This is a genomic window from Desulfobulbus sp., from assembly GCF_030824455.1.
Classification (GTDB): domain Bacteria; phylum Desulfobacterota; class Desulfobulbia; order Desulfobulbales; family Desulfobulbaceae; genus Desulfobulbus.
Window position 1 is genome coordinate 35617 of record NZ_JAVBXR010000010.1, and the last position, 17928, is coordinate 53544.

A 17928-nucleotide genomic window follows, 5' to 3' on the forward strand; every position below is an offset into this window, starting at 1 on the left:
ATATTCAGAGGGTATATAAAATTATACTTTGTTTACAGAAGGTTGACGCAGGGCCTGGGCCACGGCGCGGGCCAGTTCAGCCCTGCGGTAGGGCTTTTTGACAAAGCCCATAATCCCGGCTTGCCAGAGTTCCTCCATGCTCCCTTCTTTAGTGAAACCGGAGGAGATCAAGACCTTGGCGGCGGGGTTAATGGCCTGGATTTCCTTGAAACAGGCGCTGCCGCCCATGCGCGGCATGATCATGTCGAGAATGACCAGATCGATCTGAACGCCTTGGTTTTTGTACAGCTCCAGTCCCTCCTGACCGTCCCTGGCCAACAGAACCTGATAGCCCAGATCCTCCAGGAGAGAGGCGGCGGTGGTACGGATGATCTGTTCGTCGTCGACCACCAGAATGCAGCCGCTGCCGGTTTCCGCAGTGTCGTCCTGGCGTCCAACCTGGCTGAGGACTGTGTTCGCAACAGGCAAGTACAGATAAAAGACCGTGCCCACCCCCAACTCGCTATAGACCGCAATGCAGCCGCGATGCTCCTTGATGGTGCCGTAGACCGCAGACAGCCCCAGTCCGGTGCCTTTGCCCACGTCCTTGGTGGTGAAAAACGGTTCAAAGATGCGGCCCAGCAGTTCCGGTTCAATGCCGGCGCCGGTGTCCTGGATGCCGACCTGCACATAGAGGCCCGGTGCAACGGCAAAGGGGCTGGATTGGCAGAAGGCGTCGTCCAGGTGCACGTTGTCTGTGGCCAGGGTCAGCGTGCCGCCGTTCGGCATGGCCTGGGCCGCGTTGACGCAAAGATTGATGATCGAGTTCTCCAGCAGCGACGAATCGCCCTTGATGACCGAGGCCGTCGCCTTGAACTGGCGCTCAATCGCGATGTTTTTGTCCAGGCTGTGTTCCAGCAGGCTCTGGGCGTTGGCCATGGCGGCGTGGATGTCCATGGGAACAATCACCATGGTGTCTTTGCGTGAAAAGGCGAGCAGCTTGCGGGTCAGTCCGGCCGCATTCTCGCTGGCCTTGATGATGGTTGTGATGTAGCGCTGCAGGGGGCTGTCTTTGCCCAGTTGCATGGTCAGCATTTCGGCGCTGCCCAGGATGCCGCCCAGCATGTTGTTGAAATCGTGAGCCACGCCTCCGGCCAATTGACCGATGGCTTCCAGCTTGCGGCTCTGATTGCGCTGCGTCTCCCGCGCAAATTCTGCGGTGACGTCGCGGAACACAAGCACCGCGCCAATAACCTGACCGTTGCTGTTGCGGATGGGCGCGCCGGAATCGGCAATGCGATATTCGGCTCCGTCCTTGGCCAGCAGCAGGGTGTTGCGTTCCAGGACGACAACGGCGTCGGAGGAGAACACCGCCTCCGCCGGGTTGGGGCGGGGCTCCCTGGTTGCGGCGTTGACAATGTGCAGTACCGACGCCAGCGGCGTGCCAACGGCTTCAGCGAAGGTCCAACCCGTCAAAGATTCGGCCACCGGGTTCATCCGGGTGACGCGGCTGCGGGTGTCGGTGGTGATTACCGCATCGCCAATGGAATGCAGGGTGATGCGCAGGTTTTCCTCGCTGCGGGCCAGATTGGAGCGCGTTTCCCGCAGGCGTTGGACATTGATCAGCAGAGTGACGATCATCGCCGCGAACGCGCAGAACACGCCAACAACCGACCAGACCAGATAACGGTAGGTCTGGTAAAAGGAAAAAGGCCGATACAGAACCACGCTGTTCGCGGGCAGATCGCTTTCCGCAACGCCAAAACGGGTCAGCTGGCGGCTGTCAAACAGATAGCTGTTCCGGCTTCCGGTCTCCACTGGCATGTCCTTGGGCGAGGCTTGCCCCAGGAGGATGCGCAGGGCTTGTTCCCCTGCGTACTGCCCCTGGGCGGCGCCGCTGTTGACCTTGCCGCCGAAAACGCCCAGGCCGAGGTTGGCGCTGGAGGTGATGAACACCGGCACCGAGGAGGCTGCCGCGATCTGGGGATAAATGTCGGTGTTGTCAAAAACCTGGCCGCGCGCGTCTTTGTACCAGGCCGGGGCCAGGACAACGCTGCCCGTAGACAACCCCCGCAACCGGGCAAGCATTGCTTCGGTGCTCAGGTCTTCGCCGTTGAGGTAGGTGAAACGGACGCCAGGAAAGCTCGATTCCGAGTCCATGGCCATCTGGCGAGTTCCCAGCCCGGTCGGCGTGCCGTCGCTGAGCACGACAATTTCGCGGGCGCCTGGAAAGAGACGCAAGGCCAGGGCGATGTTGTCTTTGACGTCCAGGGTTTCGACAATGCCGGCAAACAGATCCTTGGGCGCCTGCAGCGCCGAGGGCACGTTGTTGACCCCGCAAAAAACAACAGGGACGTTGGGAAAGAGCTCGTCGTGAAACTGCTTGATGAAATTGAGGGCGTCGTCGTCGGAGGTGACAATCACATCGGGCTGACGCTCCCGGTGCTTCAAAAAGAGCGATTGCCGGATAACGTCTTTAGCGGCATCGTTGTACTGCCGCTTGGTGTCCATATATTCGATATGGAAATCGACCTGCGACAACCCGGTCTTGACGGCGGCTACGACGGCGGCGGTGAGTTCGTCGGTCCAACGAAAGCCCTGATGATAGGAATTAAGCAGCAGCACCTGCGGCGGCCGCTCTTGCGCGGCGTCGGCCAGGACTGCCGCCGGCAGGAGAATTAGAAAGAACAACAGTTGCAGACGCAATAGGTTGCGGCCGAGGTTCCATCGGGCAAGGCGGAGGCGTTGCAGGCGGAGTTGCAGGCAGAATTGCAGGCAGAGGCGGGAGGCGGGCGACGCGGCCTGTGCGGAGGCTGGGGCGCAGCGCTTGGCGAATGTCGTCGTGTGGGGCATTTCCTTATCTCGCGCTCACCGTGATTGTGACCAAAATGGGGCTGCGAACGACCCACCAACAGGGTTGTTGCATGGCGGCGATTGCAGACCCATACTTTTGAAACCAGACGTTTTGTTACATTATAGGGGGCGCGGAATAATTATCAAATTGAGGGCGGTGTTTTTTTGAAGGCGGGGGAAATATCCTTTTTCCATCACGGACAAAAAAGATACAGTGAACAGAGTCGGGCGCGGGCGGATTGGCGGTGTTGCGCAACCCGCAGGCCATCGGAATTCAGCAGACAAAGGAGAGGAAATGAAGAGAACAACAGGCGGACGGTTGGCGCGTTTCTTGGGCAGGATGTTGTTTGTTGGCTGTTGCTGGGTTTGTTGCGGGGTTTTAGCGGCGGCGATGACCGGGCAGGCCATGGCCGCCGATCTGGCGGGCGCCAAGGATCACCCGTTGCTCAAGCGTTTCGGCGGTTCGGACATCGTCGGATTCGACACCAAGCGGTTTGTCGAATACGACCTGCAGACCTCCACCTTTGTCGTCTATGATCTGGATGCCAAGAAACGGCAATACGCCGCCCCGCCGCTCAAACTCGAGGGGGCGCTGACCCGCATCTGGTATGAGGCGGCCGGAGACGCCAGCGGCGTGGAGTTGTTGCGCAACTATCAAAACGAGATGGCGGATCAGGGCTTTGAGATTCTCTACGATTCAACCAAGGACGGAGCGGCGGTCAAATGGACCAATTTCCTGTCCTTTTTCAGCGGCATGAACATCAAGACCAACCGCAGCCACTATGTATTTTACGCTGCCGACGCTCAAAGCGTCAAAGTCGTCAGCGCTAAAAAACAGCGGCCGGAAGGCGACCTGTACGTCTCATTGACAACCGTGGAATGGGACAAGGACGACGCCACCTATAAAGCAAAGCGTGGAGCCTACATTGCGGTGGACATCATTGAAGTCAAGCCGATGACCCAGAACATGGTTACGGTTAAGGCCGACGACATGGCAAAATCGATTGCCTCTTCAGGACGGGTGGCGCTGTACGGCATCCTGTTTGATTTCAACAAGGCAGACATCCAGCCCGCATCGAAGGCGGCCCTGGAAGAAATCGCCAAGCTCTTGAAAGCGGATGCGGGTCTTGCCCTGCATGTGGTTGGCCACACCGACAATGTCGGCAGTTACGAGGCCAATCTGAATCTCTCCAAGCGGAGGGCCGAGGCCGTGGTTGCCGCCTTGACCGCGGAATACGGGGTCAGCGCCAGCCGCCTGACCGCCAACGGCGTAGCCAATCTCGCCCCGGTCGCCGTCAATTCCACGGAAGAGGGGCGCGCCAAGAATCGCCGGGTGGAGCTTGTGCCGCGATAAGCTCGGTCGCTTTTGGGGTCGCGTTCAGTAGAGGATGCTGTCCAGGACAGAGGGGCTGGGCGGCCGCACCATCTCGTCGCCGTCGGAGCCGTTGGCGTATTTGAAACCAAGCAACCGCAGGCTGTTGTCGTCGAGATAGAGCTTGTCTTCATAGACGGAGCGGATGGATTGATTGGCCGTGGAAACCAACCGCACCGACAGGTACATGACCCGGTTGGTCAAGGTGTAGGTGCCCACCACCACCGCCTGGGCGCGTTGTGCGCCGGCCATCTCCGGCAGGTTGCGGGTGAGCATGAATTCGCCTTTGTGCAACTCGACCAACAAATCCCGGCGCAGTTTGATTTCCTTGACCGCAAAGCCGCGGCTGACAAAGCCGGCGGCGATATTGTTCTGAAAGCTGCGGCCAAAGCTGGAGGTGTCGTTGAGTTTGTCGTTGTTGACCAGGGTGGTGACCAGGATCGGTTGATCAGCCTGCTGGGCGATGAGCGGCGGCAGGGTCTGGCTGATCAGCGTATCCGCCACCTTGTCGCCCAGTTCGACCAGATTGACGTCTCCGCCCAAGACCGGCTCCAGGCGGGTGCCGTTGAGTTCGCTGCAGCCGGAGGCGGCGAGAAGGGTAAACAGGCAAGCCAGGACGGTCAAACCGGAACGGATCATGGGCGTCATAACGAAGTTTTATGGATTGGTGAGGAAGGCGTTGGACCGCCGGGCCCGGTGAGTCGAATCTCGGGGGCAGAGTTGGGCTTGCGGTACTGCCAGAAATCGGCGTTTTTGATGGAATAGATGTCCGACGAGCGCATGACGTACCGTTTATTGTCGACAATCGACGTGGAGATGATCACCTCGTACTGCCCGTCGTCCCGGTAATTGGCCCGGAACGCGTCGAGCGCTCCGGCTGCGGCGACGATTTCCCAGGGCGCGTCGCGGAGCACGACAATCCCGGCCGCCAGAGCGGTATGCACTCCGGGTTTGGGCCAGCTCCACGCCTGCCAGTCGCCCGGATGATACACCACCTGCACCTTGTAATCCACCAACAGGCTGGCGTTTTCCGGGGCGGTTACGGTGTTGACCCCAAAATGCACCAGTTGGGTGGTCAGCAGATCGTTGAATCCCTCATCAAAAGGAAAGGTCTCGCCGGGGCCGCAAGCGTTTGGTTTGCCGCAGCTGTGACGAACATGCACCGAGGCGGAGATTTTTTTTTGCCGCATCAGTTCATTGTTGATCCGGTTGGCGACGTCGTTGGCCAGCACATTCCAATGGGAAGCCGACTCCATCTCCTGCTGGCCGCCAAAAAAGCCAGAACATCCAGCCGTTGCGCCCAGTGCGCCCATCAATAGCATCAAAAACAATCTGTTTCGCATTGCGATTCCGCACAGTTGTGAGGTTGAAAAGAGCCTGCCAGCTCCCTGCTTTTCGGCAGCATCCCTCTGAAACAATAGAAAAATTGTCCACCCAAGCCGTGAAAACCCCAGGTCAATGGCGCAAGCGGCTGCGGCCGGCTCGGCAACAAACAGCAAACAAGGGCCGACATGAACGCCCCATGCCGGCCCTTGCTCCCCGTTGTTGCGGGACGAAATGTGGATTGACGTCAATTGCCGCGACTTTGCTCCCGCGCCCTGTCAGCGCAGGTAGAGTTCGTCCAGGGCTTTAAAAAACTCATCCCGCACCTTTTCAAACTCCAGCATCAAAGCCGCCGCCTTGTCCTTGTTGCCCTGCTTGACCAACTCGGCAATCTGCTTGGCGTACTGATGGACCTTGGCGTGATGTTCGCCAACCTCCGCAAAGTAGGGTCTGTCGCTCAACGCCTGCCCCTCGGGACCATGATACCATTTGCCGAATTCGCACTCGCGGTCAGAGGTCACCTCCTCCGGCCGCAACGCCTCTTTGCCGTTCAGCACCGCTTCAAGCCGGGACCGCCACTGCATATGCGCTTTTTTGACCATGCCGATGTCGAAACTGGCTTTTTCGGTTCGAAAGCGATCAACCACCTCGGCAAGCCGCTCAGACAGTTTGAGCAGATCACTGGCGTGGCTGGTTAGTTGGGCGCTGACAATGTGCATCTCATCCGAGGCAATATTGACTCCGGTAATATCTTGGGAAATTTCACCGGCAACCACGGAAACCTCCGCCACATTCTGATTGACCTCCTGGATGCCCTGGGACGCCTGACTTAGATTGGCGGCTATCTCCGCCGTGGCGACCGATTGCTCCTCTACGGCGGTGGCAATGCCCCCCACAATGTCGTTGACGTCGTTAATGACCGTCAGAATGGCGTCGATTTCGCGCACCGTGTCGCCGGTGGAGGCTTGGATGGCGTCGATCTTGCCTTTGATCTCGCCGGTGGCCATGGCCGTTTGCTTGGCAAGTTCTTTGATTTCATTGGCCACCACCGCAAACCCCTTGCCGGCTTCACCGGCGCGGGCCGCCTCAATAGTGGCGTTCAGAGCCAGAAGGTTGGTTTGTTCAGAGATCTCGGTGATGACCTCGGTCACCTTGCCGATGGCGTCGACGTCGGCGCCAAGCCTGTTGACTTTCTCCGAGGTCGTTTCGGCGCTAGCGGCCGCCTTTGCCGCGATCACCCGCGCCTGCTCGGAATTGACGGCTATCTCCTTGATCGTGGCCGCCATTTCCTCAACTGCCGAGGCCACTGCATTGACGTTGGTGGCCGCCTCTTCGCTGGCGGCGGCCACAGACGACATGTTGCCGCTCATCGCTTCGGAACCAAGCGCCACCCGCGCGGATTTGGCCAACGAATCCTGAGTGGTGTGCGACATCTGCCCGGCAATGGCGCTGAGGTCGTCGGACGACAGCCGCAGGCTGTACGCCTTGGAGCCAAAATCCCGGACGATGCGTTCTATTTTGTCGAGAAAGATGTTGAACCATTGGGCTAATTCACCCACTTCATCGTGTTTTAATATTTTCAACCTACTGGTCAAATCCCCCTCGCCTTCAGCGATGTCCTTGAGCATGGCCGCCGTGCGCGCGATGGGCACGGTGACCGAGCGCACGCTGAAGAACAGGGGCACAATGACGGCAAGCAGCAGGGCAACGCACAGGCCGATCAGGCCCTGCTCGATTTGCTGCGCCTGTTTATAGAGTTCCGCAGCGTTGTAAACAAACGCCATAACGCCCACCTGCTTGCCGCTGAAGTCCTTGATGGGAAAGAGGGCGGTGAAATAATCGTCGATTCGGGCCATCCGCAGGCCGGCCTGCCCTCCGGCCAGCATTTCAGGGGTGACGATTTTGTCGGTTATCTGGCGGTTCGACGAGGACACAAACACAAAAGAGTCGCCGATCACCGGGTGCTTGGCGGCGTCCTGCAACTCTGTGGCAATGTTCAGGTATGCCTTGTTCATGTACACGGCGATATGCTCCTGATCGTTGCTGACGCCGTATTGCACCAGGGGATCATAGGACGACAGCGACTCCACAGACCCCAGGTACGTGCCGTTTTCCCCGAGAATGGGGGCTATGCCGCGAATCTCGAACCCGCCGCGTCCGACCTCGACGCCGACAATCCGCTGATGTCCACCGCCGCTGATGGCGGTCACGGTTTCACGAAAGGAGGTCAAGTCGTCGCTTTTATTTTGATCCTTTTTCCAGACGCGCAAAAGACTGCGTGCCGGCGGGACATGAAAGTGGAGCCGCAGGGCGCTGCCGTTGTTGTTCTCCTTGAACCCTTTCTCAATGGAGGCGAAATACTCTCGCAACTGCTGACGGGCCAGCTCCATCTGAGGGTCGCCCGCATCGCTCAGTTTGCCCTGATGCGCGGTGTTGTACGCCGCCAGCACTGGTTTGGCTCGACTGAACAAGGCCGCCTGGGCAAGCATTTCGCCGGCGATCCGTTTTTCGCTGGTGGCAATGTCCGCTGCCTTGGAGCGGCCAAGCTGATCCAGGTTGTTTGTCATCAGGCTCCCGATGGTGCGGCCGGCAATAAAATACAGGGCCAACGAAAAAATGACGGTTGCCGCGGCTATTGGCAAAGCAATGCGGACGCCAATTTTTTGCATGTTTTTCATGAACAATAATCCTCCGGCAATGGTTGTAGAGCTTGTTCAACATGAAAGACAACGATCAAGCATGGTTGACGGGCACGCGGCCTCTGTTGCCCTGGTCTGCCCTCCTGAGAGATTTCCTGAGCCACGGGGAATCTCTGGATATGGAAAGTGAGAGTTATTAATAATGGAATCTTATAGGGATCAAGGATTATGTCAAGGCGGGGAACGCTGCGCGGCAAGATGCGGTCCGGTAAGGCCTTGATGCGCAAGGAGTCAGCGGGTGATGTTTATGGTGGTGGTGGGGCGGCAGTGCAGGGCGGAAACAGAGGCAACCGCCGCAGCTGTTCAGAAACGCTTGATCAGGGCGATTGTGGCCAGTCCGAGCAGGGTCATGGATACCGATCCCGCCACGTGGACGCCAATGGCCGCCCCAGCCCAGAGCAGGCGTCCCTGTTGGAGCAGCGTGGCGACTTCAGCGGAAAAGGTGGAAAAGGTGGTCAGCCCGCCAAGGAATCCGGTGATAATCAGCAGGCGCCATTCCGGCGACACGCTCGGCGCAGCGGCAAAGACAGCCAGAGCCAGGCCAATAAGGTAGCCGCCGAGCAGGTTAGCGGCCAGGGTCCCGGGGGGGATGGCGGGGAAGAGGGTGTTCAGCGCCCGCCCAAGGAACCATCGAAGCACGGCTCCGGCCGAGGCGCCAAGGCTAATGGCGAGAATGGAGTTGAGCATGACGAAACCTTGAACTGTTGTGGCGATTATTGCGTCTCCGCGTGGGCGGGGTGTTGCGGCTGTCGTAACGGGTGGGAGTTAAGGGCATATTGCCGAGGAATGCAAGAGGCGAACGTGTCGAGGCGCAGTTTTTCAGGATGAATGAAAGAAGAGAGAGCTGCTTGGATGTCGAGCAAAATCAAAGAGTTTTTGATGATTAGCGCGATTTGTGGTAGGCATTGAATGTTTGGCGGCCCATCTGCTCGCTGCTCATCGTCTAAGCCGTCGCCGCTTGCGCCGTCGCAGCGCAATACACGGCCAGCGCGGCTTTCAACAAAAAACAGGATCCCCGTGACGACTTCCCTTGCCTTTGTTCTGTCGATTTTGCACTCCTGGCCCAACAGGATCGTCGCATTTTTTCTTTTCCTTTTCATCGTGCTCTTTGTGGTGCAGTTTTTTGTCCCCGCTTTTCGCCTCAAGAGAAAATTAAATCGTGTTATCGACAGATTGAAAGCCGTTAAGGAGGCGAACGAGGCGGGCGTCGTTGATTTGGAAGCAATTGCAGGGCAGGCCATGACTGTCGGCAATTTACAGCATCTCTGGAGTGCGTATGCCTTTTTGTTGCCGGCCCGTTGATCAACAGGATTTCGCCTGCATTTGCGGGTTTCCGCAGAATGCAGAAGAACTGTTTTTTCTGTTCCCCAAGGCGGTGTATCCCCTGACCCCGTCACAGCTGCGCGAGGCGGTCGCCCAACGCTCGGACTCGACTGTGGTGGAGCTTGACGGCAAGGTTGTCGCTTTTGCCAATTTTTATCGATGGGAAACCGGCGGCTGTTGCGCCATTGGCAACGTCGTCGTTGCGCCGGCCGCCCGTGGAAGCGGGGCAGGGCGCTGTCTCATCAAGCAGATGATTGACCTTGCCGTTGCCAAACACCGGGCCGCCGAGGTGAGGGTGTCGTGTTTCAATCGCAATGTCGCCGGATTGCTGTTCTACCATTCGCTTGGTTTTACGCCCTTTGCCCTGGAAGAACGGCAAGACGGGAAGGGGCAGCGCGTTGCCTTGATTCATCTCCGGCTGCCGTGCATTCCTGACTAATCATTCGGGCGGCTGCCCCGGACCCGCAATGGGTTGTCTGCTTCTTGCGCATTTCTCCCCTGGAAAGGCGGGGCGTTCATGCTTACCATGCTCCTATCTGTTCGAATTGTCAGGAAATGAATACGATTTGCCAACAATCCACCCGAGAGGCAACCATGCATCGTCTTTTCCAACCCCTTGCCATTGGCCCACTGACCGTTCCTAATCGTATTTTCATGGCGCCGCTGACCCGGTGCCGGGCCGACGGCAATCATGTGCCCACCGCGCTGATGGCCGAACAGTACGCCCAGCGGGCGAGCGCCGGTTTGATCATTGCCGAGGCCACCATGGTGATGGCCGGCAACTGCGCCTTCCAAACCGAGCCGGGCATCTACAATCAGGCCCAGATCGACGCCTGGCGCGCAGTCACCGACGCGGTGCACGCCAAGGGGGGCCGCATTTTTCTGCAACTCTGGCACGGCGGGCGCGCCTGTCATCCCCTGCTCAACGGCGGCGATCAGCCGGTGTCGGCAAGCCCGGTGGCCATCACCAACGACCTGACCCACACCAAGGACGGCAAAACCACCTACGCGGTTCCGCGCGCATTGCGCGACGACGAATTGCCCGCCATTGTCGACGGATTTCGAATGGCTGCGGCCAACGCCAAGGCCGCCGGCTTTGACGGGGTTGAGGTCCACGGCGCCAATGGTTACTTGCTGGATCAATATCTTCGCGACGGCTGCAATCAGCGCACCGGCCCCTACGGCGGTTCCGTCGAAAATCGGGCGCGTTTGCTGCTGGAGGTGCTGGAGGCGGTGGGTTCGGTCTGGGGCAGTGACCGGGTCGGGTTGCGCCTGTCGCCGATTTCCAGCTTCAACTCCATGGGCGACAGCGATCCGGTTGGGCTCACCGTTTGGCTGGGCAAGCGGCTGAATGCTTGCAATCTCGCCTATGTCCATCTGATCCGGGGCGACGTTATGGGCGAACTCCAGGGCGATGTGGTGACGCCGATGCGTGAACACTATCAGGGCGTGCTGGTCGGCAATTTTCATTACACCCCGGAAGAGGCGGAAACCGCCGTGGCCAGCGGCCAGGTCGACGCGGTGGCCTTTGGCGTCCCGTACATCGCCAACCCCGATCTGCCGGAGCGGATCAAAGCCGGCGCGCCGCTCAACGCGGCCAATCCCGCCACCTTTTACAAGCCGGGGCCGGCGGGCTATATCGACTATCCCTTTCTGGGCGCCGCCTGAACATGCGGGAAAACGGCGAACAATCCGGGCGGGCGGATGAGCGGCCCGCGCCGTTTTCGCTGCAGGCGCGGGCACGGAGTTTCCGTTTTGCCTTTGCCGGCGGGCGGGTGCTGCTCACGACCCAGCACAACGCCTGGATGCATGCCGCAGCCACTGTTTTGGTGGTGCTTGGCGGGCTGGCGACGCGCCTCGCCCCTTTGGAATGGGCGTTGCTGGCGTTGGCGATGGGCTTGGTCTGGGCTCTGGAGGCGATGAACACCGCCGTTGAATTGCTCGCCGACGAGGTTTCGCTTGAACAGCGGCCCGGCATCGGCAAGGCCAAGGATGTGGCCGCTTTCGGCGTGTTGGCCGCAGCTGTTGCGGCGGCGCTGATCGGGATGTTTGTTTTTGTGCCGCATCTTTTCCATTAGCCTCCTTCTATTGCATATTCGACGAGTCTCGGCGCGTTTGCACAAAAACGAACCGAGAAAAGCGTCGCCGCCTTTATCGAGAAGCACCGTCCGGAGCCGCACATTGGGCTGAATCTCGACGTGAGTCTTGGTCTCAACGGCCAGTGTGCCCCTTTGAACAATTTTGCCAGCAAGAGGTGGATATATGGCCAAAGTTGCCCTGAACACCCCGGCGCCTGATTTCACCTTGCCCGATTTGCACGGCGCCCCGGTGTCGCTTTCCGATTTTTTGGATCGGCAAAATGTGCTGGTCGTGTTCAACCGTGGATTTCTCTGACCCTTCTGCCGTCGGCACATGGCGCAGTTGCGTCAGGATTATCAACAGTTCGTCGCGTTGAACACCGAGATTCTCGTGGTTGGGCCGGAGGACGCCGCTTCGTTTCAGCACTACTGGCGACAGGAAGCCTTGCCCTTTATCGGTCTGCCCGACCCTCATCAGGTGGTGTTGAAATTGTACGGCCAGGAGGTCAAGCTGCTCAAATTAGGCAGGTTGCCCGCCCTGATGCTGATTGATCGTTCCGGCCGGATTCGGTTTGCGCATTATGGCCATTCGATGGCTGATATCCCGTCGAACCAGGAAATCTTGAGCTTGATCGAGCCCTAGGGGGGCACCGCCTTCGTGCAAACGTTGCCTTTGCGGCTGCTTTTATGGCGGCTTTTGCGCAATCCTTTCCCGTTCGCCACAGCTGTTTTTTATCTTCTCTTGGAGAAATCGCGATGCCGGCACAATCACCCAAGCAGGACCGTTCGGAACGGGTGGCGATCATCAGCGCCGTCAAGACGCCGCTGGGATTTTTTGTCCTGGTTGTGCTCGTGCTTGAGGCGGTGCTCGGCGCCATTGCCTTGCAAACAGCAGGACAAAATCAGCTGGTTGCCATGTACGGCATGCTGGCCGTTGTTGGGGCATTGATTGCGATCGTCGCCTTTTTTGCCTACAGCAGTCCCACGGCCCTGCTGCATTCGGAGGAAAACGCCTGCTCCTCGGCTGCACAGCCTCTGCTTGATTTCAGCCGGCGCATCTGCGGCCATTGGTGGGAATATATTCGTCCAGACGAACCTTCCGCGCTCAGCTTTGTGGAAATCCATCCCGACGCCGCCGCCGGCACGGTCAAAATGAAGGGGACGGCCTACAACAGAGAGGGCGAGCCTGTTGCCCTGTGGGAAAGCCTTGCCAGTTGCATCAACCTGAGCGAGCGCAAAGTCTTCTATTATTGGAAAGGGTGGCATCCGGCGCGTCCGGGCGAGCCCTATGAGGGATTCGGCGAAATTTCCTTTCACCAGTCGCCCGCCATGATCGACAGCGGCGTTGGTTTTTTTTCCGACACCAACCTGACCAATATGCAAAGCACCACCAGGAAATCAGTGGAATTCAGACGCGCCATGGAACCGGAAATCCAGGCGGTGCGGCACGGCGCCAACACCGCCATAGCCGAGATGGTGCGCCGGAAATTGGCGTAGGTTGGGGGCGGCGGCCGTTGCGCTGTCCGTTGTAAACCGGATGGCCGGACGAGAGGCTGCCGATTGCCATTGCATGTGGCGGCAAGCGTTGGGTGCGGTGAAAATCCGCAAACCTACGCACCCAAGCAATTTCCCCCAAACAAGTGATCGAAGCGAAAAGAAAATTCCGCAATGGAGGCATCACAATGCAACTTGGCATCATTGGCATGGGAAAGATGGGGCTGCCTTTGGCTCTCAACGGTCGGGACAGGGGCCTGGATATTGTTGTTTTCACCGAAAAGGCGGAAAAACTGGCTCAACTGGATAAAGAAGGCGTCAAAGGCTGTGGCTCGCTGGATGCGTTCGTCGCCGCGCTGACGCCGCCCAGGGCCGTCTGGTTGATGATTCCGGCCGGGCAGGCGGTGGACGGCATGATCGCCCAGCTCCTGCCCTTGCTGGCGCCGGGCGATATCCTGATTGACGGCGGCAACTCGCGCTACCAGGACAGTCAGCGCCGCTGTGCCCAGTTGCGGCAGGTTGGCATTGCATTTATGGATGTCGGCGCCAGCGGCGGCATCGAGGGCGCCCGCAATGGGGCCTGTCTGATGGTGGGCGGCGACCAAGCGTTGTACGCGCGGATGGAACCGATCTTCAAGGCGCTAAGCGGCGGCATGGGCTGTGGCTATATGGGGCCTTCCGGCGCCGGTCATTTTGTCAAGATGATCCACAACGGCATTGAATACGGCATGATGCAGGCGATTGCCGAGGGGATGGAAATTCTCCGGCACGGGCCGATTCCGATGGAACTGGATAGGGTGACCGAGGTGTGGCGCAAGGGTTCCATTGTTTCCGGGCTGCTGATGGACATGACCGCCGCCGCCCTGGCCCGGGAGCCCGACCTTGCCTCGATTGAAGGCATTGTCGCCGCCTCCGGCGAGGCCAACTGGACCGTGGAAGAGGCGGTGCGGCTGGGTGTTTCCGCCCCGGTGATTGCGACCTCGCTTTTCAACCGCTTTAAATCCCAGGACCGGGAAAAATACGCGGAAAAAACCTTGGCGGCCATGCGCCGCGAATTCGGCGGTCATGCCGTTGTCGCCAAGGGCGAGGGGTGAGCCATGGAGAGCAGGGGCGCGCTTCTGTGCATTTTTGGGGCTACCGGCGATCTGGCGGCCAAAAAAATACTTCCCGCGTTGCAGCAATGGTCCAAAGACAATATCCCCTTTGAGCGGATTTGGTGCCTGGGACGCAGGCCCTTGGACGGGCCTGGCTACCATGCCTTTGTCGAGGCCAAGGGGAACTTCCGCCTGAACGAAGGGTTGAAAAAGGCGATTGACTATCACCGTCTTACGTTTGACGATGCCGCCGCCTACCATAGCTTGGCGGCCCGCATCGTTGCGGAAGGTTTTGATCCGGCGGCAAAACGGTTGTTTTTTTTGGCCGTCAAACCGGAGGACGTTGTCCCCATAATCGACCAGTTGCAGGCGGCCGGGCTTTTTGCGACCGGCAACCCTGAGCATCGACTGCTGCTGGAAAAGCCCTTTGGCGAGAGTCTGGAATCGGCTGCCGCCATTCAGCAGCGTCTGCTGCCTTTGGCGGCGGAAGAGCAGATGTACCGCATCGATCACTACCTGGGCAAGGAGATGATCCGCAACATCCTGACCATCCGCTTTGCCAACCGGATTTTCACCGAAAGCTGGCACGGCGGGGCCATTGAGACGGTGGAGGTGATCAGCATTGAGACCTCGGGGGTGGAGGAACGGCTGGAGTATTACGACCGAGCCGGCGCCGTCAACGACATGGTGCAGAGTCACCTGCTGCAAATGGCGGCGTTGGTGGCTATGGACACACCGCAGACCCTGGAACCCGAGTCCATTCGCCGGGCCAAGATCGACGTCCTTAAGCAGATGCGCCTCGATTCGCTCCATCCGCCGGTCATCGGGCAGTATGCAGGATACGCCGCCCAGGTCCCTGGATCGACCACCGAGACCTTTGTGGAGGCCACGCTGCGGATTGATGCGCCGCAATGGCAGGGAACCCGGTTTGTTGTCCGCACCGGGAAAAAACTGGGCGAGAAAAGAACCGAAATTCGCCTCCATTTTCGTCCGACCCGTCTGTGCCTGAACTGCAGCGAAACCCTGGAGGCTGCGCCGAACCAGTTGGTGATTGAGGTGTTTCCCCAGGAAGGGGTGCAGTTGCGGTTTAATTCCAAAACTCCGGGATACGGGTACGGCGTTGAGCCGGTAACTGCCGATTATTGCCACAGTTGCAGGATGATCGGCAACAAGCCCGAGGCTTATGTCAAACTGCTCAAAGACGCTTGGTCTGGCGATAAAACGCTGTTCGCCGGATTTGCCGAGTTGCAGGCCCAGTGGCGGATTGCCGATGAAATTCAGGCCGCCGCCAGGGAGCATGGCCTTGTGGTGTATCCTCCCGGCGTTTGGGACATGCGTGAACAAGGAGGTGCGACATGATGCACTGGCAGGCGCTTTCGCCGCCGATCAGCGAACAGATGGCCGTGTACAAGAACCTCGACGAAAAACGGCCGGTGATTGAAATCACCAGGGATTTTGCCCGCCATGGCATGCACGAGAGCACCCTGCGCCTGCCTTTGCACACCGGCGCCCATGTTGATTATCCGCTGCACGCCATTGCCGGCGGCAAGTGTTCCAGCGATTACCAGCGGTTTCCCGTCGAATTTTCCGTTTATGTCCTTGATCTTTGTCCCGAAGCTCCGCTCTCCATCACCCTTGCGCAGGTGCAAAATATTCCCATGGATGGGATCGAAGCCGTGTTTTTCCGCACCCGCGAGCAGCCCCTTGAGGTCTTTGACCCCCTGTTTCCGTGGCTGACAACCGAGGCGGCGATTTGGCTGGTCGGATATCCACTGCTCTTTGTCGGCATCGATCAGCCGGGGATCGAAAGGGCGCAACCCAGTCATCCGACCCACATTCAGTTGCTGGAGAGGGACATCTTGATCATTGAGGGGCTGGATTTGTCGCGGATCACAGGCGGCCGTCGCCGATGCGCGGCCTTCACCCTGGGCATACAGGGCGTGGAAGCCGAACCGGTGCTGGTGTATGCCCTTGCTCAATGATTGCAGAGAAGGATGAGGCGGCCGACGGCTGCAGCGCACAATTCGCGCTGCATGCCTCACGCGCTGGAGAGCGGTGCATCACGCATCGGATGGTCGGGCGCGGAAGCTCATTGAAGGGGTAACCCATGGCACACGTTCTCGTTATTGATGATGATCCCCATTTTCGCGATATTCTCTTGGAATATTGCTCATTGCTCGGCCATGAGGCCAGTGACGCCGCCAGTGTCGAGGAAGGGAAAGCAAAACTTGCCGCACAATCAACGGATCTGGTTTTTTTGGATGTCCGATTGCCTGATGGCAACGGCCTTGATGTTTTGCCTTATATTAACAGGTTGCCTTCCCCGCCAGAGGTCGTCATTGTTACCGGCATGGGAGACGCCAACGGCGCGGAGTTGGCGATTAAAAATGGCGCGTGGAATTATCTGCAAAAACCTCTGAACAGACAAGAAATCATCCTGCAAATCAACCGTGCCCTGGAATATCACGAAAAGAAGAGACAATGCGCAAGCAAGGTCATCCTCAAGCGCGATGAAATCATCGGCACAAGTGCAGGTGTTATCTCCTGCCTCAACCAAGTTGCCCAGTGCTCGAGCACCGATACGGGGGTGTTGATTACCGGTGAAACGGGCACGGGTAAGGAATTGTTCGCCCAAGCCATCCACAACAACAGTCCCCGCGCACATAAACCCTTTGTAGTGGTCGACTGTACCAATCTGCCCGACCAATTAGTGGCCAGCATCCTCTTTGGCCATGCAAAAGGCGCGTTCACCGGAGCCGATTGTGATCGTCAAGGCCTGATTGAACAGGCTGATGGGGGAACCCTTTTTCTTGATGAAATCGGCGAAATCTCTCTCGATTTGCAAAAAAGTCTGCTTCGTGTTCTCCATGAGCGGACATTCAGGCCGGTGGGTAAAGTTCGTGAACTGAAAAGCGATTTCAGACTGATTGCAGCCACCAACCGTAACCTTAAGGAAATGGCGCACTTGGGGCAGTTCCGCCAAGATCTGTACTTTCGCCTCGCTGCGTTCACCCTCCATTTGCCGCCGCTCCGCGAACGAGATGCTGATATCGAAAAACTCGCCATGAGTTTTGTCCTGACAATTTGTCGGCGCCATCATTTTCCTATCAAAGGTATCCTTCCCGAAACTCTTGAAACCCTGAACGCCTATCCCTGGCCTGGAAATATTCGCGAGCTTCGCAATGTGCTTGAAAAAGCGATTCTTTCCGACCCCTATAATCCAGCGCTTTACCCCGTTCACCTCTCTCCGGAAATTCGGCTGCACCACATTCGATCCATGGTGTCGAGTAAGAACGAACCCCACAATCACTTCCAACCGCCGCCCCCGCATTCTCCAACGGGTACGCTTCTTCCATACAAGGAATACCGCCGCGTGCTGCTTGACACCATAGAAAAACATTACCTGCAAAGTCTGTTGCAGGAAGCAGATGGCGACATCAGCGCTGCCTGCGCTATGGCTCAATTCAGCCGCTCTCACCTGTATAATCTATTGAAGATGCACGCTCTCACCGCTTCAACCATTCCCTGTTCAGGCAAACCAGAACACCTTCCCGATCACGATCCGACCACGAAATAAGTTGTGCGCAGTCTTCCCTGCGTTCAACTTGCCACGTCTACTGTTTCTGGACCACTGGATAGCTTGCTGTCCAGTTTTTCTGGAAATTCTCTCCCGTCTCACCGTTGCCCCCCTCTCTTGAAGATGTAACTCTTTA

General features: G+C 58.4%; 16 protein-coding genes. 11 read left to right on the forward strand and 5 right to left on the reverse strand.

Annotated features, from left to right (window positions below; translation table 11 throughout):
• Positions 1 to 21: 21 nt before the first annotated feature.
• Positions 22 to 2832 carry a response regulator gene (locus RCH93_RS01200; RefSeq protein WP_306546297.1) on the reverse strand — a complete coding sequence of 937 codons (2811 nt, stop codon included), beginning with the start codon at positions 2830 to 2832 and terminating at the stop codon, positions 22 to 24.
• Between the two features lie 295 nt (positions 2833 to 3127).
• Between RCH93_RS01200 and RCH93_RS01205 the strand changes: the two genes are divergently transcribed.
• Complete coding sequence (locus RCH93_RS01205) at positions 3128 to 4186, forward strand: OmpA family protein (protein ID WP_306546299.1); 1059 nt, start codon at positions 3128 to 3130, stop codon at positions 4184 to 4186.
• 24 nt (positions 4187 to 4210) lie between these two features.
• Here RCH93_RS01205 and RCH93_RS01210 read toward each other — a convergent pair whose 3' ends face one another.
• From RCH93_RS01210 to crcB, 4 genes are all read right to left on the reverse strand, one after another.
• Complete coding sequence (locus RCH93_RS01210; protein WP_306546301.1) at positions 4211 to 4852, reverse strand: FlgO family outer membrane protein; 642 nt, start codon at positions 4850 to 4852, stop codon at positions 4211 to 4213.
• Positions 4849 to 5547: a hypothetical protein gene (locus RCH93_RS01215; RefSeq protein ID WP_306546303.1), complete on the reverse strand. Its 699-nt coding sequence runs from the start codon at positions 5545 to 5547 to the stop codon at positions 4849 to 4851. Before RCH93_RS01215 ends, RCH93_RS01210 begins: the two co-directional genes overlap by 4 nt.
• A 258-nt stretch (positions 5548 to 5805) precedes the next feature.
• Positions 5806 to 8205 carry a methyl-accepting chemotaxis protein gene (locus RCH93_RS01220; RefSeq protein ID WP_306546305.1) on the reverse strand — a complete coding sequence of 800 codons (2400 nt, stop codon included), beginning with the start codon at positions 8203 to 8205 and terminating at the stop codon, positions 5806 to 5808.
• A gap of 324 nt (positions 8206 to 8529) precedes the next feature.
• Entirely contained in the window at positions 8530 to 8913 is a 384-nt protein-coding gene (gene crcB / locus RCH93_RS01225; protein WP_306546306.1) for a fluoride efflux transporter CrcB, read from the reverse strand.
• A 330-nt stretch (positions 8914 to 9243) separates the two neighbouring features.
• Between crcB and RCH93_RS01230 the strand changes: the two genes are divergently transcribed.
• The 10 genes from RCH93_RS01230 (at position 9244) to RCH93_RS01275 (ending at position 17792) form a co-directional block, all read left to right on the forward strand.
• Complete coding sequence (locus RCH93_RS01230; protein ID WP_306546308.1) at positions 9244 to 9528, forward strand: hypothetical protein; 285 nt, start codon at positions 9244 to 9246, stop codon at positions 9526 to 9528.
• Positions 9503 to 9988, forward strand: a complete 486-nt coding sequence (locus RCH93_RS01235) for a GNAT family N-acetyltransferase (RefSeq protein WP_306546310.1) — start codon at positions 9503 to 9505, stop codon at positions 9986 to 9988. The genes RCH93_RS01230 and RCH93_RS01235 overlap by 26 nt, the downstream gene beginning before the upstream one ends.
• 155 nt (positions 9989 to 10143) lie before the next feature.
• Positions 10144 to 11217 carry an alkene reductase gene (locus RCH93_RS01240; RefSeq protein WP_306546312.1) on the forward strand — a complete coding sequence of 358 codons (1074 nt, stop codon included), beginning with the start codon at positions 10144 to 10146 and terminating at the stop codon, positions 11215 to 11217.
• 2 nt (positions 11218 to 11219) lie between these two features.
• Positions 11220 to 11627: a diacylglycerol kinase family protein gene (locus RCH93_RS01245; RefSeq protein WP_306546314.1), complete on the forward strand. Its 408-nt coding sequence runs from the start codon at positions 11220 to 11222 to the stop codon at positions 11625 to 11627.
• A 184-nt stretch (positions 11628 to 11811) separates the two neighbouring features.
• On the forward strand, positions 11812 to 12270 hold the full coding sequence (locus tag RCH93_RS01250) for a peroxiredoxin (RefSeq protein ID WP_306546316.1): 459 nt from the start codon (positions 11812 to 11814) through the stop codon (positions 12268 to 12270).
• Between the two features lie 113 nt (positions 12271 to 12383).
• Positions 12384 to 13124, forward strand: coding sequence for a hypothetical protein (locus tag RCH93_RS01255; protein WP_306546318.1), 741 nt, complete (start codon positions 12384 to 12386; stop codon positions 13122 to 13124).
• A gap of 185 nt (positions 13125 to 13309) precedes the next feature.
• Positions 13310 to 14215, forward strand: a complete 906-nt coding sequence (gene gnd / locus RCH93_RS01260) for a phosphogluconate dehydrogenase (NAD(+)-dependent, decarboxylating) (protein WP_306546320.1) — start codon at positions 13310 to 13312, stop codon at positions 14213 to 14215.
• Positions 14216 to 14218: 3 nt separating this feature from the next.
• Positions 14219 to 15574 (forward strand): glucose-6-phosphate dehydrogenase, encoded by a 1356-nt coding sequence (locus RCH93_RS01265; RefSeq protein ID WP_306546322.1) that lies wholly within the window; start codon positions 14219 to 14221, stop codon positions 15572 to 15574.
• Entirely contained in the window at positions 15571 to 16197 is a 627-nt protein-coding gene (locus RCH93_RS01270) for a cyclase family protein (protein WP_306546324.1), read from the forward strand. The genes RCH93_RS01265 and RCH93_RS01270 overlap by 4 nt, the downstream gene beginning before the upstream one ends.
• A gap of 125 nt (positions 16198 to 16322) precedes the next feature.
• Entirely contained in the window at positions 16323 to 17792 is a 1470-nt protein-coding gene (locus RCH93_RS01275) for a sigma-54 dependent transcriptional regulator (RefSeq protein WP_306546326.1), read from the forward strand.
• The last annotated feature ends 136 nt before the right edge of the window (positions 17793 to 17928 follow it).

What these genes read in the sequence shown, in the direction of transcription:
- RCH93_RS01245 (WP_306546314.1), top strand. Translation starts at nt 11,220, where the DNA reads ATGCGGGAAAACGGCGAACAATCCGGGCGGGCGGATGAGCGGCCCGCG.
- RCH93_RS01210 (WP_306546301.1), bottom strand. Translation starts at nt 4,852, where the DNA reads ATGACGCCCATGATCCGTTCCGGTTTGACCGTCCTGGCTTGCCTGTTT.
- gnd (WP_306546320.1), top strand. Translation starts at nt 13,310, where the DNA reads ATGCAACTTGGCATCATTGGCATGGGAAAGATGGGGCTGCCTTTGGCT.
- RCH93_RS01240 (WP_306546312.1), top strand. Translation starts at nt 10,144, where the DNA reads ATGCATCGTCTTTTCCAACCCCTTGCCATTGGCCCACTGACCGTTCCT.
- crcB (WP_306546306.1), bottom strand. Translation starts at nt 8,913, where the DNA reads ATGCTCAACTCCATTCTCGCCATTAGCCTTGGCGCCTCGGCCGGAGCC.
- RCH93_RS01270 (WP_306546324.1), top strand. Translation starts at nt 15,571, where the DNA reads ATGATGCACTGGCAGGCGCTTTCGCCGCCGATCAGCGAACAGATGGCC.
- RCH93_RS01200 (WP_306546297.1), bottom strand. Translation starts at nt 2,832, where the DNA reads ATGCCCCACACGACGACATTCGCCAAGCGCTGCGCCCCAGCCTCCGCA.
- RCH93_RS01205 (WP_306546299.1), top strand. Translation starts at nt 3,128, where the DNA reads ATGAAGAGAACAACAGGCGGACGGTTGGCGCGTTTCTTGGGCAGGATG.
- RCH93_RS01235 (WP_306546310.1), top strand. Translation starts at nt 9,503, where the DNA reads ATGCCTTTTTGTTGCCGGCCCGTTGATCAACAGGATTTCGCCTGCATT.
- RCH93_RS01220 (WP_306546305.1), bottom strand. Translation starts at nt 8,205, where the DNA reads ATGAAAAACATGCAAAAAATTGGCGTCCGCATTGCTTTGCCAATAGCC.
- RCH93_RS01215 (WP_306546303.1), bottom strand. Translation starts at nt 5,547, where the DNA reads ATGCGAAACAGATTGTTTTTGATGCTATTGATGGGCGCACTGGGCGCA.
- RCH93_RS01255 (WP_306546318.1), top strand. Translation starts at nt 12,384, where the DNA reads ATGCCGGCACAATCACCCAAGCAGGACCGTTCGGAACGGGTGGCGATC.
- RCH93_RS01275 (WP_306546326.1), top strand. Translation starts at nt 16,323, where the DNA reads ATGGCACACGTTCTCGTTATTGATGATGATCCCCATTTTCGCGATATT.
- RCH93_RS01265 (WP_306546322.1), top strand. Translation starts at nt 14,219, where the DNA reads ATGGAGAGCAGGGGCGCGCTTCTGTGCATTTTTGGGGCTACCGGCGAT.